Origin of the sequence: Zoogloea sp. (assembly GCF_041914405.1) — a bacterium.
Classification (GTDB): Bacteria; Pseudomonadota; Gammaproteobacteria; order Burkholderiales; family Rhodocyclaceae; genus Zoogloea.
On the sequence record NZ_JAYSDK010000017.1, the window covers coordinates 46,587 to 63,251 of the forward strand.

At 65.0% G+C, this 16,665-nt stretch carries 11 protein-coding genes; all 11 read left to right on the forward strand.

The annotated features are described in order from the left end of the window. Nucleotides 1-3: 3 nt before the first annotated feature. The 11 genes from ACE3RX_RS12005 to ACE3RX_RS12055 all read left to right on the forward strand — a co-directional run bounded on the left by ACE3RX_RS12005 (nucleotide 4) and on the right by ACE3RX_RS12055 (nucleotide 16,612). The gene (locus ACE3RX_RS12005; RefSeq protein WP_374483727.1) at nucleotides 4-639 is read left to right on the forward strand and encodes a CoA transferase subunit B; all 636 of its coding nucleotides are present in this window, start codon (nucleotides 4-6) and stop codon (nucleotides 637-639) included. 609 nt (nucleotides 640-1,248) lie between these two features. Next, nucleotides 1,249-3,288, forward strand: a complete 2,040-nt coding sequence (locus ACE3RX_RS12010; RefSeq protein ID WP_374483729.1) for a sigma-54-dependent Fis family transcriptional regulator — start codon at nucleotides 1,249-1,251, stop codon at nucleotides 3,286-3,288. 169 nt (nucleotides 3,289-3,457) lie between these two features. Further along, complete coding sequence (locus tag ACE3RX_RS12015) at nucleotides 3,458-3,730, forward strand: hypothetical protein (RefSeq protein ID WP_374483731.1); 273 nt, start codon at nucleotides 3,458-3,460, stop codon at nucleotides 3,728-3,730. Between the two features lie 87 nt (nucleotides 3,731-3,817). Beyond that, nucleotides 3,818-5,755 (forward strand): hydantoinase/oxoprolinase family protein, encoded by a 1,938-nt coding sequence (locus ACE3RX_RS12020; protein WP_374483733.1) that lies wholly within the window; start codon nucleotides 3,818-3,820, stop codon nucleotides 5,753-5,755. A gap of 17 nt (nucleotides 5,756-5,772) precedes the next feature. Further along, the gene (locus ACE3RX_RS12025) at nucleotides 5,773-6,159 is read left to right on the forward strand and encodes an acetone carboxylase subunit gamma (RefSeq protein WP_374483735.1); all 387 of its coding nucleotides are present in this window, start codon (nucleotides 5,773-5,775) and stop codon (nucleotides 6,157-6,159) included. Between the two features lie 87 nt (nucleotides 6,160-6,246). Beyond that, nucleotides 6,247-8,382 (forward strand): hydantoinase/oxoprolinase family protein, encoded by a 2,136-nt coding sequence (locus ACE3RX_RS12030; protein WP_374483737.1) that lies wholly within the window; start codon nucleotides 6,247-6,249, stop codon nucleotides 8,380-8,382. Nucleotides 8,383-8,428: 46 nt separating this feature from the next. Next, a complete protein-coding gene (locus ACE3RX_RS12035; RefSeq protein ID WP_374483739.1) occupies nucleotides 8,429-10,705 on the forward strand; it encodes a hydantoinase B/oxoprolinase family protein in 2,277 nt (758 codons plus the stop codon). Continuing rightward, entirely contained in the window at nucleotides 10,702-11,565 is an 864-nt protein-coding gene (locus ACE3RX_RS12040) for a hypothetical protein (RefSeq protein ID WP_374483741.1), read from the forward strand. Before ACE3RX_RS12035 ends, ACE3RX_RS12040 begins: the two co-directional genes overlap by 4 nt. 206 nt (nucleotides 11,566-11,771) lie before the next feature. Then, nucleotides 11,772-12,551, forward strand: coding sequence for a ZIP family metal transporter (locus ACE3RX_RS12045; RefSeq protein ID WP_374483743.1), 780 nt, complete (start codon nucleotides 11,772-11,774; stop codon nucleotides 12,549-12,551). Nucleotides 12,552-13,180: 629 nt separating this feature from the next. Next, nucleotides 13,181-14,197 (forward strand): WD40/YVTN/BNR-like repeat-containing protein, encoded by a 1,017-nt coding sequence (locus tag ACE3RX_RS12050; RefSeq protein ID WP_374483745.1) that lies wholly within the window; start codon nucleotides 13,181-13,183, stop codon nucleotides 14,195-14,197. A gap of 30 nt (nucleotides 14,198-14,227) precedes the next feature. Beyond that, nucleotides 14,228-16,612: an RND family transporter gene (locus tag ACE3RX_RS12055; protein ID WP_374483747.1), complete on the forward strand. Its 2,385-nt coding sequence runs from the start codon at nucleotides 14,228-14,230 to the stop codon at nucleotides 16,610-16,612. Nucleotides 16,613-16,665: the final 53 nt, after the last annotated feature.

Consider the following 16,665-nt stretch of genomic DNA (forward strand, 5'->3'; position numbering starts at 1 on the left):
GCCATGCCCTGGACTCGGGACCAAATGGCGGCACGGGCCGCCCGCGAGCTGCGTGACGGCTATTACGTGAACCTCGGTATTGGTATTCCGACCCTGGTGGCCAACCATGTGCCGCCAGGCATGTCGATCCAGCTGCAGAGCGAGAACGGCATGCTCGGGATGGGCCCTTTCCCGTGGGAAGGGGAGGAGGATGCCGACCTCATCAATGCCGGCAAGCAGACCATCACGACGCTGCCGACGACCAGTTTCTTCGACAGCGCGGCGTCCTTCGGGATGATCCGCGGTGGTCACATCCAGTTGTCGATGCTCGGCGCGCTGCAGGTGTCGGAGAAGGGTGATCTCGCCAATTGGGCGGTGCCCGGCAAGATGATCAAGGGCATCGGCGGGGCGATGGACCTGGTGGCCGGCGTCGGCCGCGTGGTGGTGATCATGGAGCATACCGCCAAGGGCGAAGCGAAGATCGTCCGCGAATGCTCGCTGCCGCTGACCGGCAGTGGCGTGGTGAACATGATCGTGACCGACCTGTGTGTGTTCGAGGTGGGGCCGGACGGCCTGATCCTGGTGGATCTGGCGCCGGATACCTCGCTGGAGGACGTGCGGGCCAATACCGAAGCGGATTTTCTGGTGGCGTTGCAGTAACCGGCCAGCCCGTGATGGCGGGCACCGGGCTTTTTTGGGGGCAATGCGGTATCCAGCGAGGAATCCTTCTCTCTCTCCCTCTCCTCGGAATCCTCTTTGTCTGGAAGCCCCCGTTTTTTTCCTTACTTCATGTGAGGGGCGAATGCATTCGCCCCTACGGGTGCTGATGATTTTCCGGGGCGATCGAATTCGTCCGGAAATAAGCAGCCATGATCCTGTGGGGGCTAATTCATTCGTCCGCGGACGTTCCTGATCGGGCGTCCGTTTTCCGGACGGTCGGGTGTCCGGAAAGCGGACGCTTCGGCGCTCGCTGTATGCCCGATACGGGCAATATGCGGTTCTGCGGGTGGTGGCACAAAGACTGCTATGTCCGGATATCGAGTGTTTAGCGTGCTTCCCCTCAGCCACAATAGAATTGAGGCGGGTTGCACCGACTGAGCCTCGTGGCGATGCGCAGGGACACGCGTCGTCGGTCGGCTCCAAAGCAGAGCTCCCCGGAGAGCGGACAAGCGGACAGTGAGCCGCGCGACCGGGGAGAAATACACAGAATCGTGCGCCAGGATGGACTCCATCGGCGACACGGTCGGACACACATAAAGGAGGGTGGGCATGGCTGCCACAGTTTCATCCGGCCAGATGTTTTCCGTTCCGGAAAACGACGGCCGCATCATGACGTCCTGGGAGCGCTTTCTCAGCGGCGACGAAACCGGATCCGACGCACTGCGGCGGCTGATCGACGATTCCTGGCGGCGCTGTCATGGCGCCAGCGTCGATCCTGAACGCCATCGGGCGCCGGAGCCGCTGGCCGAGCATTCCCTGCATTCCCTGCGCGACGAGTGCGGTGAACTGCTTACCGCCAGCGCGCCGGTGATGGCTTCGGCGCGGGATTTCCTGTCCGAGACCGGCACCGTGATGGTCCTTACCGACCAGAGCGGCACGATCCTCAATCTCGAAGGCGACATGTCCACGCGCGGCGCGGCGGAAAACGTACATCTGCTGTCCGGCGCCAACTGGAGCGAGCTGGCTTGTGGCACCAATGCCATTGGTACGGCGCTGGAGGTGGGCCAGCCGGTGCAGATCCATTCGGCCGAGCATTACTGTGCGGGCATCAAGCGCTGGTCCTGTTCGGCCACGGTGATCCGCGATCCCTACGATGGCACGATCCTCGGCGTCGTGGACGTCTCCGGGCTCGGAGCCTCGTACAGCCGGCACAGCCTGGCCCTGGTGGTCGCCACTGCCGGGCGCATCGAGAACCGCCTGGCCAAGATCGAACTTGGGGTCCGTTATCGCCTGCTGGAGCAGTGCGTGGAGCGCCTGTCGAGCAGTTCGGCGGACGGCATCATCGTCTTCGACCGGCGTGGCCGGGCTATCAAGGCCAACAGCCGCGCATCCGCCGTCATGGCGGACATGGGCCTCGGCGAAGGTGCGGTGGCGCCGGACGGACTGGCGTCCCTGTCCCTGGCCTGGAAGAAGGGCAAGCGCCTGCCCGATGAAATGCCCGAATGGATGCGCCAGGAGTGGCTGGAGCCGGTGCTCGAGGGGGGAGAGCAGATCGGCGCGGTGCTGACCTTGCCGAGCCGCCGTGCCTTCAGTTCGGCCGGTGGGCGGATCGTGAGCTCGGTGTACGGGGGCGAGATGGCCTCCGAGAAGGAAGGCGCCTTCGAGCGCGTGGTCGGCGAGTCGTCGGCGCTGATGCAGGCACTCGGACGGGCCCAGCAGCTGGCCAAGTCCCGCGTGCCGGTGCTGCTGCTCGGTGAGACCGGCGTCGGCAAGGACGTCTTTGCGCGCTGCATCCACGAGTTTGGGGCAACCAAGGATGCGCCTTTCGTGGCCCTCAACTGCGGCGGCTTCTCCCGCGAACTGCTGACCAGCGAGCTGTTCGGCTATACCGAGGGCGCATTCACTGGCGCCCGCCGCGGCGGCATGATCGGCAAGATCGAGGCGGCCGACGGGGGCACCCTGTTCCTCGACGAGATCGGCGAAATGCCCATCGACCTGCAGCCCCACTTTCTGCGGGTGCTGGAGGAGGGGGAGGTGTATCGCCTCGGCGAGAACAAGCCGCGCAAGGTCAATTTCCGCCTGATCGCGGCAACCAACCGGGATTTGCGCAAGGAGATCCAGGCCGGGCGCTTCCGCATGGATCTGTTCTACCGGGTGGCGGTGACCAGCATCAACATCCCGTCCCTGCGTGATCGGGCGGCTGACATTCCCTTGCTTGGCGAGCACTACCTCGAGCGGCTGGCACGCCAGCATGGTCTTGCGCCGCGTCGCCTGTCGCGGGGCGCCATCGAACAGCTCCAGCAGTACGCCTGGCCGGGCAACATCCGCGAATTCCGCAACGTAATGGAGAGCATGCTGCTGACCTCCCAGGAGGCGGTGCTCACCGAGGCGGACCTGCCGCCGGACCTGCGAGCCTCGCTCGGCAGCGCGCCGGCGCTAGGAACAGATCTCCCCGGTGGCGACAGCCGTGACCTGACCTGTCTGGAGAACGCCGAGCGCGACGCCATCCTGCGGGCGATCAAGGGCTGTCGCGGCAACATGACTGCCGTGGCGCGGGAACTCGGCATCGCCAAGAGCACGGTGTATGTGAAGCTGAAGCGTTTCGGGCTTGAAAGCCTGGTGGACGATTTGCGCAACTACCGCCTCTGACCGCCGCCGCCCGGCGGCGCAACAAGGCCCGGTATTTCCGTCGAAGGGGCGGAAATACCGGGCCTTTTTCATTTTCGGGGTGGATAGGTTCCCGCGGAGGATTTCTGTGGGTGATTTCTGTTGGGGCGAATTCATTCGCCCTCTGCGGGTGATCAATCTCCGCGGGCGAATGAATTCGCCCCAACAGGGAGGAGGAACAGGGGGCGTCTTCTTGTGTCCGGTCGTTCGATGTTGCGTTGCATTAATTCAACCGGAAAACGGACGGCTTATCCGCAAAGAAAACGGGGTTGGTTCTTGGTTTTTTGTTGAATTTGTTTTTTGTTTTAAAAATCAACGATTTGATTTTTATTTTCGCCTTGGCACGCCGCTTGCCATATCTATTTGTGGAAAGTCCAGGTTCGTTGCCGGAAAAGAAGAAAGCGCTCCGGTGCGCGAAAAATAAATGCCTGGGGTCCACACGACCACGGTTTCCTTTTTAGCGATAGGGAACGGTTTCAATCCACAAGAGGATGGCAGGAGGTAATGCGGTATGGCATTGCAAATCAACATTGATAACGGTGGGACGCTCACCGATATCTGCATCATGATGGACGACGTCGTCAAAAAGACGAAGGTGTTGACCACGCCCTACGACCTGAGCAAATGCTTCTTCGAAGGGCTGCAGAAAGCGTCGGCGGTGATCTACGGCGAGCAGAACGTGGCTCGCCTTCTGGAAGAAGTGGACCTCATCCGCTATTCCACCACCCAGGGCACCAACGCCATCTGCGAACGTAAGGGGCCGCGCCTGGGGTTGATCATCGACGCCAAGACCCGCGACCTGCCGGTACGCCTGGCCGAGCACGACCCGGAAGTCTATGAAGCCCTGGTCGGCGACCGGGTGGTCTTCCTCGACACCGCGGCGGTGACCGGCCCCGATGCCGACATTGAGGTCGTCAAGGCGATCAACCAGCTCACCGCGGCCGGTGCCAACCGCCTGGTGGTGAGTTTCGGCGGCGCCGACTTCCTGGACCTGGAAACCCGCTTCAAGAAGGTCGTGCTGCGCAAGTATCCGCGCCACCTGCTGGGCGCCGTGCCGGTGCTCTACGGCAGCGACCTGACCACCGACCGGGACGTGGTCCGCCGCAGCTGGACCGCGCTGATCAACTCCTTCCTGCACCCGGCGATGGAGGCTTTCCTGTTCAACGCGGAAAACCGCCTGCGCGACTACCGCACCAAGAACCCGCTGCTGATCTTCCGCAACGACGGCGATGCGTCCCGCGTGGCCAAGACCGTGGCGATCAAGACCTACAGCTCCGGCCCGCGCGGCGGCATGGAGGGCATGAAGACCTTCGCCAAGCTCTACAACATGCCGGACGTGGTGGCCATCGACGTCGGCGGCACCACCACCGACATCGGCCAGTGCCTCGAAGGCAAGGTCGCCGAGGTGCAGCGCGGCCACGTGGAAGGCATCAGCGTGTCCTTCCCGCTGTGCGAGATCATGAGTGCTGGTGCTGGCGGCAGCTCCATATTCACGGTGGTCAACAAGCGCATCGTGATCGGCCCCGAGAGCGTCGGTGCCGTGCCGGGCCCGGCCTGCTTCGGCCGCGGCGGCAAGGAAGCCACCATCACCGACGCCAGCCTGCTGTCCGGTCTTTTCGATCCCAAGTCCTTCTTTGGTGGCGGCATGGGCCTCGATCTGGACCGCGCGGCGACGGCAGTCAGCCTGTCCATCGCCCAGCCGCTGGGCATCAGCCTCGACGATGCGCTGCTGCAGATGGAGCACGCCTACGAGGACAAGATCGCGGTCGAGCTGCACCGCTTCACCAAGATCTCCAAGGACACCGTGATGCTCGCCTTCGGCGGCGCCGGCCCGCTCAACGCCTGCGGCGTGGCGGAGAAGGCAGGCATCGACCGGGTTGCGGTGCCCAAGCTGGCGGCAGTCTTCAGCGCCTTCGGTATCGGCGCCTGCGACATCTCCCAGCGCTATGCAGTGGTCCTCGAGGAGCGTAGCGAACAGGCCATCGCGGCGGCCCGCAAGAGCCTCGAGTTGAAGGCTTCCCGTGACATGTTCGCCGAAGGCTTCGGCGCCGGCGAGTACCAGGTGGAAGCCTGGCTGGTGGGCGAGGTGGATTGCGCTGCCGACCTGATCGTACCGCTTGGCGACGGCAACGCCTTCCCGGCCGAGCTGGCCAGGGCCAAGTCCGTCGAGCTGGAACTGCGTGCCGTCAAGCCGCTGCGCAGCGATGCCGGCAAGCGCGCCAGCTTCGTTGAAGGCGAACCGGCCCAGGCCGACGGCACCCGCAACGTGCTGACCCGCGGCCAGGGGCGCATCGATGTGCCGGTCTACCGCCTCTCCCAGCTCAAGCCGGGCGACCACGCCGCGGGTCCAGCGATCCTCGAAGAAGACTACTTCACCTGCCGGGTGCTCGATGGCTGGAGCTTCGTCATCAGCGACGCGGGCGACATCCTGCTCAACAGAAAGGGCTGAAAGAAATGAAAGTACCGATGACCGAATACCTGCGCCTCGACCTGGATGCCGAGCAGTGGGAATGCCGCGTCTGCGATCACGTGATCGGCACGGCGAACAAGAGCTACAAGGAAGGGATGCTGGTCCACAACCGCGACCCGCGCGAGATCCATCCGCCCATCATCGATCCGGAAAAGTACCGCTTCACCTTCAGCCCCGATCCGGAATGGGTGCGCATCCTCGAGTACTACTGCCCCCATTGCGGCACTCAGGTGGAGACCGAATACGCCGTGCCCGGCCATCCGCCCCTCCACGACATGCAGCCTGACCTGCCCGCGCTGCGCGCCCAGTGGGCCAAGCGCGATGAGCTGAAGGACGCCGTGGTCGGCCCCGCCGTCACCGCCGACAAGGGCCACGGGCACTGAGCGGAACCCCCTGGGAATTTGCCGGCGTCCGCCCCTGCACGAGCAGCGAGGCCCTGGGCGCCAGTACGACAAAATTGAGGAGATAGCATGAGGCGCGTATCAGTCGATATCGGTGGCACCTTCACCGATTGTTTCGTGGTCTGGGATGGCAAGTACATCGAAGCCAAGGCCCTGACCACCCATCACAACCTGGCGCTCGGCTTCAACGAGGCCCTCGGCAAGGCCTGCCACGTCCTGGATCTGGACCTGGAGCGCATCCTGTCGGCGGTGGACTCGGTGCGCTACGCCACCACCCTCGGCACCAATGCGCTGATCGAGCACAAGGGGCCGAAGATCGGCATGCTGGTGACCGCCGGCTTTGAGGCCACCGTGCCCCTGAGCCGCGCCCGTGGCTACGGCGAAGGCCTGGACAACCTGGGCCAGCAGGACATGCCCAACGCCCAGCGTCCCGACCCGCTGGTGCTGCCGCACATGATCTGTGGCGTGCGTGAGCGCGTCGATTTCCAGGGCAAGCTGGTGATGCCGCTGGACGAGGATGATGTGCGCACCCAGATCCGCACCCTGGTGGACAAGGGCGCCGAAATCATCGTCGTGGCGCTGGTCAACGCGGTGGTCAATCCTGAGCACGAGCAGCGCATCGAGGAGATCCTGCTCGAGGAATACCCGTCCCACCTGCTCGGCGCGATCCCGGTGATCCTGTCCCACCAGGTGGCGGGGCGGAAGGGCGAGTACGTGCGGGCCACCTCGGCGATCGTCGACGGCTATCTGCACTCCACGATGTACCACGCCCTGTCGGCGCTGGAGCAGAACCTGCGCGCCCACCGCTACGAGAAGCCGATGCTGGTCATCCACAACTCCGGCGGCATGGCCCAGCTCAACTCCACCGACGCGCTGCAGACCATCCACTCCGGTCCGGTGTCCGGCATCGGCGCATCCGAGCACCTGGCCATGCAGGCCGGCCTCGGCAACGTGGTGGCCACCGATATGGGTGGTACCAGCTACGACATCGGTATCGTCGTGGAAGGCGGCATCAAGCACTACGACTTCAACCCGGTGATCGACCGCTGGCTGGTGTCGGTGCCGATGGTGCACCTGGTCACGCTGGGTGCCGGCGGCGGCTCGGTGGCCAGCTATGACCGCATGTACGACACCGTTAAGTGCGGCCCCGAATCGGCCGGCTCAGACCCTGGCCCGGCCTGCTACGACCGCGGTGGCATGAAGCCGACGGTGACCGACGCCGACCTGATCCTCGGCTACCTGGACCCGAAGAACTACGCTGGCGGCTCGATTCCGCTCAATCCGCGGCGTGCCTCGGCGGCCATCGAGGATGCCCTGTGCGACGACCTGGACTGCTCGGTGGTCGAGGCCGCGCTGCTGATCCGCGAGAAGGTGGACGACAACATGGCCAACGGCTTGTTCACCGAGTTGCGGGCCCGTGGCTACGACCCCAAGGACTTCACGATGCTGGCCTACGGCGGCAACGGCCCGCTGCACTGCTGCGGCATCGCCCAGAACCTGGCCATCGACAAGATCCTGGCGCCTCCGCTCAGCTCGGTGTTCTCGGCGGTCGGCGCCGGCAACATGCACCAGCTGCACATCCACGAGCAGTCGCTGTACATGGTGCTGTACGACTCCAACACCCGGCACATCTTCGACGACTACGCGCGCTTCAACCGCATCGTCGCCGAGCTGAAGGAGCAGGGCACCCAGGATCTGCTGCGCCAGGGCATCGCCAAGGAAGACATCTGCCACAACCTGGAGCTGGACATGCGCTACGGCAACCAGCTGGTGCAGACCACCGCTGTGATCCCGAAGCACGAACTGCATGGACCCGGCGACGTGCTGGCGATGATCTCCCAGTTCTCCAACGACTACGGCAAGCGCTTCGGCGAAGGCTCCCAGGCGCCGGAGGCGGGCATCCGCATCAACACCATCCGCGTGGCCGCCTACGTGCGCCACGAGACCGTCCAGTTCGAGGACATCAAGCCGGTGCCCGCCGAGCAGCGCCGGAATCCGCCGGCTCCGAGCGGCACCCGCAAGTGCTACTTCGTCGGCCACGAAGGTTCCTTCGAGACCCCGGTGTGGAGCCGCGCCGCCATCGAGCCGGGCGTGCAGATCCCCGGCCCCGCGATCATCGCCTCGGAAGTGACCACCTTCCTGGTGAATCCGGGCTGGAACTTCGTCGCCGCCAAGCAGGGCGCCTCCTGGTTCCTGCGTGCCTGAGCGCCGCGTGGATCCGATCCAAGCTAACTAGACGACAGGATTGAAAATGAGCGAAATGAATACGCCGGTTGCGGCCAAGGTGCCCAGCCCCGAGGAAGTGGCGCTGATCAAGAAGTTCCTCAACGACACCACCCTGTTCCTGGGCCCCGACCCGGAGATCATGCAGAACCACGACCTGATGCCGCGCACCGAGGTCGAGGACGAATGCATGCGCAAGGTGGGCGACGCCCATACCATCGCCAAGATCCGCGACCGCATCCAGGCCGGTTGCGACGAAGGCTACGAGATGGTCGAGCAGATGGGCGCCGCTCCCGGCGCCAAGTGGGGCGACGTAATCACCGGGGTGTATTCCGCCTCGGGCGACCTGGCCATCGCCAGTGCCGGTGGGGTGCTGATCTTCTCGGCGCTGGTGCACCATCCGATCAAGTTCATCATCAAGAACTGGGTGAATGACCCGACGGTGGGCGTGAAGGAAGGCGACGGCTTCATCCACAACGACTCCCGCTACGGCAACGTGCACAACACCGACCAGTCGATGATCCTGCCGATCTTCCACGAAGGGAAGCTGGTGTGCTGGGTGGCCTCCACGGTGCATGAGGGCGAGAACGGCGCCATCGAGCCGGGCGGCATGCCGTCGATGGCCGAGAGCCCCTGCGACGAAGGCCTCAAGATGTGTCCGTTCAAGGTGGTCGAGAACTACCAGATCAAGCGCGACATCCTGACCTTCCTGCAGAACTCGGTGCGCGAGCCCAAGCTGCAATACGAGGACATGAAGGTCAAGCTGTTCGCCTGCTTGCGCATCAAGCAGCGCATCGAGGAGACGCTGCACACCGACGGCCCCGCGGCGCTGATCTCCACGCTGCGCACCACCATGGAAAACGTGCGTGCCGAGGTGAAGCGCCGCGTCAGCGAATGGCCCGACATGACCGTGCGGACCTACATCATCCAGGACTCGACGCTGCGCGAGAACTGCGTGGTGAAGATCAACTGCCAGCTCACCAAGACCGGCGACCGGCTGATCTTCGACTTCCGCGGCTCCAGCCCGGAATTCACCAACCGCGCCACCAACACCATCGTGGCCGGCCTCAAGGGCATGCTGGCGCAGGTCTTCCTGTGCTACGTGTGGCCGGATCTGCCGCGCGGCCAGGCGGCCTTTGCGCCGATCGAGGTGATCACCGATCCGCACTCGATCGTCAATTGCTCCTACGACGCGCCGAACTCCCAGAGCCTGATGTCGATCTTCACCGGCTTCACCGCCGGCCAGCACGCCGTCGCCAAGTTCCTGTACAGCTGCCCCGAGAAGTACACCAAGGTCCACGCGCCGACCTTCAACATGATCAACACCTTCATCTGGGGTGGGGTCAGCCAGCACGGCGAGACGCTCGGCAACCTGTGTGCCGACTTGAACGGCATGGGCGCCGGCGCCACCGTGGATCGGGACGGCGAGCATGCGCTGGCGCCGATCTTCGCGACGATGGCGGACATCGGCGAGCAGGAGCTCAACGAGGAGGAAGTGCCCTTCCTGCAACTCGTCTCCAAGAAGATGACCCGCGACGCCATCGCCCCGGGCAAGTACCGCGGAGGCCAGGGCTACACCATGATGGTGGCCACCAAGGACAGCGAGCAGTGGGGCTTCATGACGGTCTGCCAGGGCGCCAAGTTCCCGCCGCTGCAGGGCCTGTTCGGCGGCTACGCCTGTGGCTCCTACCCGCTGTGCAAGGTCAAGGGCGTGGATGTGTACGACGTGCTGATGAACGAGCCGGAGAAGTTCAAGCACTCCATCGAGGAGATCATGAACGAGCAACCCTTCGAGGGCGCCAGCTACACCACCCACCACATGGGCATGGGCTTCGAGATCTCCAAGCGCGGCGAGCTGTTCATGATCTCCCAGGGCGCGGGGGCCGGTTATGGCGACCTGCTGGAGCGCGATCCGGCCGGCGTGATCCGCGACATCGAGGAAGGCCTGATGTCCCCGGGCGTGGCCGAGCGGCTCTACAAGGTCAAGTTCGACCCCACGACGCTGGCCATCAACCACGAGGCCACCGCCGCCGCCCGCGACGCCGAGCGCAAGGCGCGGATCGCCCGTGGGGTGCCGTACGCCGAGTTCATCAAGACCTGGAACAAGCCGACCCCGCCGTCCCACCTGGCCTACTTCGGCTGCTGGGGCGACGACGTGAGCAAGCTCTACATGGGCAGCCCCGACAAGTTCCGCGATGCCAACAGCCCGCGTCCCAACTACATGCCCCATCCGAAGGACGTGCGCATCGCCGAACTGGAAAGCCGTCTCGTCGCCCTGGGCGCCATGGGAGGTGAAAAGCAATGAGCCAGAGCCTCGCCGACAGCCTGCCCGGCAAGGGTGGCAGCGGCCTCAAGGTGTGGTTGAAGGCTTCGGCCTATACCCGCCGGCTGCTGCTGGGGGAAGGGGGCGACCCGTGGCAGGGGGCCGCCCAGTTCCTGGCCTATTTTTCCCAGGCCCAGGGCCTGTTGCGTCCCGACGTGGCCGTGGTGGAAGTCGGTGAGCTCTTCGATGCCTGGCTGGTGCGCCATCCCGAGGTGCGCGCCGAGCTGGGCGCGAAGCGGCGCCTCTCCTATCCGCTGCGCAAGCTGCTGGAGCAGGACGAGCCGCGCCAGCTGCTGGCCGAAGTGGTGGAGGCGGTGATCGCCAACCTGCGGGGCCAGACCCCACTGGTGCTGGCCATGCCGTCACCCAAGCACTGGCTGCTGCATGCCAACCAGCTGGCTGGGCGCAGCGACGTGGAGCTGGACCCGGATGGCATCGAGGACGCCGCGATGTACATGGCGGACCTGCTGCGCGCCGTGTCGGCCAGCCCGGTGGGCGGGGTGCTGCTGGAAGAGCACCCGGATGATGCGACGCTGGGCGAGACGGACCTGGAGCGCTACCGTCCGCTGATCAACGTGGCCCACCACTACCGCTGGTCCCTGGCCCTGCGTCCGCGAGGGGCGGCGGTGGCCGAATCGCCGGTGCTGGCGGAGTTCGACGCGGTGCTGTCGTCGGCCTTCCAGGCCGCCATGCCGGTGTCCACCGGCGTGGATGTCAGCCAGCCCCTGTGGGAGGGGGCGGCGCTGCCGGCCCTGGCGGCGGGGCAGTTCTACTTTGTCGAGATTCCCGAGAGCCAGCGACCCGAGTTTGTCCTGGAAAGCTTGGCCCGCCTCCGGGCCTAGCCTTGACGGGGGATGGATCGTCCGGCGGTCCATCCCCCGCTTTTTTGTTTCTCGCGGATTTTCCTGATCCTCCCTCTCGTGGGGGGAACCTCCCTTGTGGGGGCGAATTCATTCGCCCTTCATGCCGTGAACGATCTCCGCGGGCGAATAAATTCGCCCCCACAGGTTCCCCGCGGTCCCTATTCAGAAACCCGAAAGCTGCCCGCATGACGCCCTTTGCCCTGTGCATGCTGACCTGCCTGGCCGGTGGCCTGCTGTCCGTGGGGGCGGCGGCGATCGTGGCAACGCGTTTCGGTCCGCGCCTGCTGGCGCGCCTGATCAGCTACGCGGTCGGAGCCCTGCTCGGCGCGGCCTTCCTGGAGATCCTGCCCCATGCGCTGGAGGCGTCCGGCGATGCCGGGCAGACCAGCACGCTGGTGCTGGGTGGTGTGCTGCTGTTCTTCCTGCTCGAGAGGCTGGTGCTGTGGCTCGCTCCCCACGCGGCGCACGGTGATGCGGGGGAAGGGCAGGGCGACGACGGACATCGGCGCAGCGGCATGCTGGTGATGCTCGGCGACAGCTTCCACAATTTCGTCGATGGCCTGGTGATCGCCGCGGCTTTCGCCGAAAGTCCGCCCCTTGGCTTGATCACCGCGGCAGCCATCATCGCCCACGAGATTCCGCAGGAGCTCGGCGATTTCGTGGTGCTGCTGCATGCCGGCTACAGCCGCCGTCGGGCCCTGGCCTTCAACCTCCTGTCCAGCCTGGCGATGGCGGCGGGTGCGCTGCTGGCCCATCTGGCACTGCCGTCCCTGAGCGGCGCGGTGCCGGTTCTCCTTGCGCTGGCCTGCGCGAGCATGCTCTACGTGGCCGGGGCCGGCCTGATGCCGGGCCTGCACCGGCGCACCCGCCTCAGCGCCACGCTGGAACAGAGCGCTCTGATCACCGCCGGCATCCTCTCCATTGGCGGCGCCCATTACCTCGTCGAGCACGCCGGCCTCCTCTGAGCAGGGGGCTGGCTGCGGCTGGGTGGGGCCAGGGCTGCCGTCTTTCCTTGCTCGGCGTGGGTCATTTCCCTCTGTGTCTCCTGTGCCCCTTGTGGGGGCGAATTCATTCGCCCTTCGCGGGCAATAAGAAAGCCGGAGGCGAATGAATTCGCCCCCGCCGGGCAGTTTCCTCAAAGGGGAATTTGTCCCCGCCGGGCGATGGATCCGTATTCAAATGAAACCCGTCTTTTCCGATTCGTCCGACAGTCGTTCGATGGGGCGACGCATTCTCGGACGCTGTCATTCGCTTTGCTGCTACGCCGCAAATTGGGTATTCGCTGATTGGTGTTTTTAAGGCGATGAATTTAATGGATTAATTATTGTTTTTCTTTTTGGCATCGTAGTTGCTAATTCCCTTTCAAGGAGGCGTTCGATTGACCGGTGGAGTTTGGGGTGCAATCGGACGGATATAAGACGGCGCTTGCGGCCATCGTACGAGCTTAATTTCGACAATAAACGCGCCAGCGCGGCTGCATGCGGGGCGTCCTCCGAAATCAAATCCACAAATCCAAGAAATGGGAATGGAGACACCATGGAGACACATCTTTCCTGTCGTTGTGCCCGCGGGCATTTGGGCTCGGGGGGCGGGCATGCTTAAGGCCATCAACAAACTCGGCAAGGGGGCCCGGATGGTCGGCGCGGTGGGAACCTCATCCCTGCCCGTGGTGATCATCGGCGGCCTGCTCTACGCGGCCTTCTTCGTGAAGGCGGAGCCCACCACCGGCGAGCTGAAGGCCCGTCCGCTGGAGCGGCGCGATGCCTTCTACGGGGTGGTGGCTCCGGGAGGGGCAACGCTATGGGCGGCCGGCTCCAACGGCAAGATCGTCCGCAGCGAGGACGGCGGCACGACCTGGGGCGTGCAGGACAGCCCGGTGGTGTCCCACCTGCAATCGATCTCGGCGTGGGACGCGCAACGCGCGGTGGCGGTCGGCAACCGCGGCCTGGTGGTGGTGACGGCGGATGGCGGCAAGACCTGGAAAGAGGTCAAGGTGCCCCATTCGGAGGTCGCCAACAAGCTGCTGCAGGTGCACACCTACGCGGACGGGGTGGCATGGGCCGTTGGTGAGCTGGGGGCGGTGCTCAAGACCACTGACTACGGCGCAACCTGGACCCGCGCGCTGGAGGAGAAGGACCAGGCCTGGAACGACATCGCTTTCATCGGTCAGGCCGGCTGGTTGGTCGGCGAATTCGGCCAGATCCTGCGCACCACCGATGGTGGGCAGACCTGGGCGCCGGTGCAGAGCCCGGTGAAGTCCAGCCTGATGTCGGTGAGCTTCCGCGATGCCCTGCACGGGGTGGCGGTGGGGCTGGCCGGCACGGTGCTGGTCACCAGCGACGGCGGCGCGAGCTGGAAGGACGTCCCGCCCTTGACCCGCGAGCACCTCAACTGCGTGATCTGGGATGGCGCCGGCTGGGTCGCGGTGGGGGACAAGGGCATCCGCGTGAGCGCCGGCCCCGAGGCCGACAACTGGAAGGCGGGCCGTATCTCCGACCAGGACCTGTCCTGGCACACCCAGATCGTCAAGGTCGCCGACGACTACGTGCTGGCGGGCGCCAACCTGGCGCTGCTGCACAAGGACGAGCTGCGCATCCTCGGCCGCGACTGACGCGTCCAAACCCAAGACAAGGAAACAGGAATGAAAAACGCGACGTTCAGGGCGCTGGCGCGCCTGATCGATCTGGTCCTGCAATACCGGGTGATGGTGGTGTCGGCCATCATCGGCTTCACCTGCGTGATGGGCTACCTGGCTGCGCAGATCGAAGTGAAGACGGTCTTCAGCGACCTGCTGCCCCGCAACCATCCCTATGTGGAGGTGAACAACCGCTTCAAGCAGACCTTCGGTGGCTCCAACATGGTCAGCATCATGCTGGAGGTGGAGCAGGGTGATGTGTTCAACATGACGGTGCTGAAGAAGGTCCAGCAGATCACCCAGGCGCTGCAGAAGGTGGAGGGGGTCGATACCTACCAGATCGCCTCGCTGGCCTCCAAGAAGATGAAGGAGGTCCGCGCCTCCACCGAGGGCATCGAGTCGCGGCCGCTGATGTGGCCGGGCCTGCCCAAGGACGCTGGCGAGATCGCCACGCTGCGCGAGGCGGTGCTCAACAACCCGCTGGTGTATGGGCCCTATGTGTCCATCGACATGCGGGCCACGCTGATCACCGCCGACTTCACCGACGGCGCGGTGGATTATGTGAAGGCCTACAAGCAGTTCGAGGAGATCGCCGATGCGGCGCGTGGCGACGGGGTGCTGGTGCGGGTGGTCGGCGAGCCGATCCTGTATGGCCTCGTCAATCACTACCTGGGCGAGACGCTGCAGATCTTCATGGTCACCGTCGGTGCGTTGGTGGTTCTGCTGCTGCTGATCACGCGCACCTGGCACGGCACCCTGTTGCCGCTGATCACCGGCCTGGTCAGCGCGATTTGGGCCCTCGGTGCCGCCAAGCTGATGCACTTCCACCTGGATCCGCTGGTCATTGTGGTGGCCTTTCTGATCACCGCCCAGGCCATCTCCAACTCGGTGCAGCTGGTGTCGCGCTTCGATGACGAGGTGGCGGCGGGAGCCACTTCGGCGGGTGCGGCGGCGCGGGCGGCGCTGCTCAACCTTTTCAAGCCGGGCATGCTGGCCATCGTCGCCGACGCCGGCTGTGTGCTGGTGGTGGCGCTGACGCCGATCCCGATGCTGGAGAAGATCTCTTACATCGGTACGGTGTGGATCCTGTCGATCATGCTCAGCGCGATGGTGCTCACGCCAGTGCTGCTGTCCTGGTGCGGGGTGCGCAAGCGCTACGCCCATCCGGTCAACGTCTATCCGCTGCTGCAGAAGATCCTCGGACTGTGCGCGGCCATCGTCACCTCGAAGCTGCGCTTCGCGGTGGTGATCGGTGCGACGGCGCTGTTCGTGGTGTCCGGCCTGTACGCCTTCAAGCTGAAGGTCGGCGATGCCAACCCGGGCTCGCCGATCCTGTGGCCTGATTCCACCTACAACAAGGATGCGACGGCGATCAACCAGAAGTTCCAGGGTTCCGACCGCATGTTCGTGGTGGTGGAGGGCAAGAAGGAGGGCGCGCTGAAGGAGCCGAGCGTGCTGGAGGGCATGGAGCGCTTCCAGAAATACATGGAGGCCCAGCCCGAGGTCGGCGGCAGCATCTCGCTGGCCGACATCCTGCCGGCGGTTAAGCGGGTGGTGCGCGAGGGCAATGCCCGCTACCAGGAACTGGGCGGTAGCGCCGACGAGAACGGCGAGCTGGTGTACATGTTCGTCTCCGGTGCCGACCCCGGCGACATGGACCGTTTTGCCGACCCGCAGGCCAAGAACGGCGCGGTGACCCTGTTCTTCCGCGACCATCAGGGCGAGACGATCCGCACTGCGATTGCCCGTGTGAAGGAGTACGTGGCGGCCCACAAGCTGGAGGATGCGGAGTTCCTGCTGGCCGGTGGCCTGGTCGGGGTGCTGGCGGCGGTCAATGAGGTGATCCTCGCCGGGCAGATCGAGTCCATCGCCTTTGCCCTGCTGGTGCTGGTGGCGTGCTGCATGTTCACCTACCGTTCCACGGTGGCCGGCATGTTCTTCATGGTGCCGGTGCTGCTGTCCAACACGCTGACCTTCAGCTACATGGCCTGGAAGGGCATCGGCATGAACATCAACACCCTGCCGGTGGTGGCGCTGGGCATCGGCCTTGGTGTCGACTACAGCTTCTACATCGTCGATGGCATCCGCGAGGAACTGCACCACCACAAGGACGTCGGCCGCGCCATCGTCAAGTCCATCGCGACTTCCGGCAAGGGCGTGCTGATCACCGCGCTGACCCTGGTGACCAGCGTCGTGCTGTGGAGCTTCTCGTCCCTGCGCCTGCAGGCCGACATGGGCGTGCTGATCGCCATCTGGCTGTTCATCTCGGCGGCCTCTGCGCTGTTCCTGATGCCGGCGATGGTCTACGTCTTCCGGCCGGAGTTCATCGTCGGCTCCAAGCGCCATCCCATCGAGCGGGCGGTCGAGCCCGAGCCGATCCAGGCCGTCTGATTTTTCCGTCGTACCCGTCTCCATCCCCCGGCGCAGCCGCGCCTGGGGGCGGG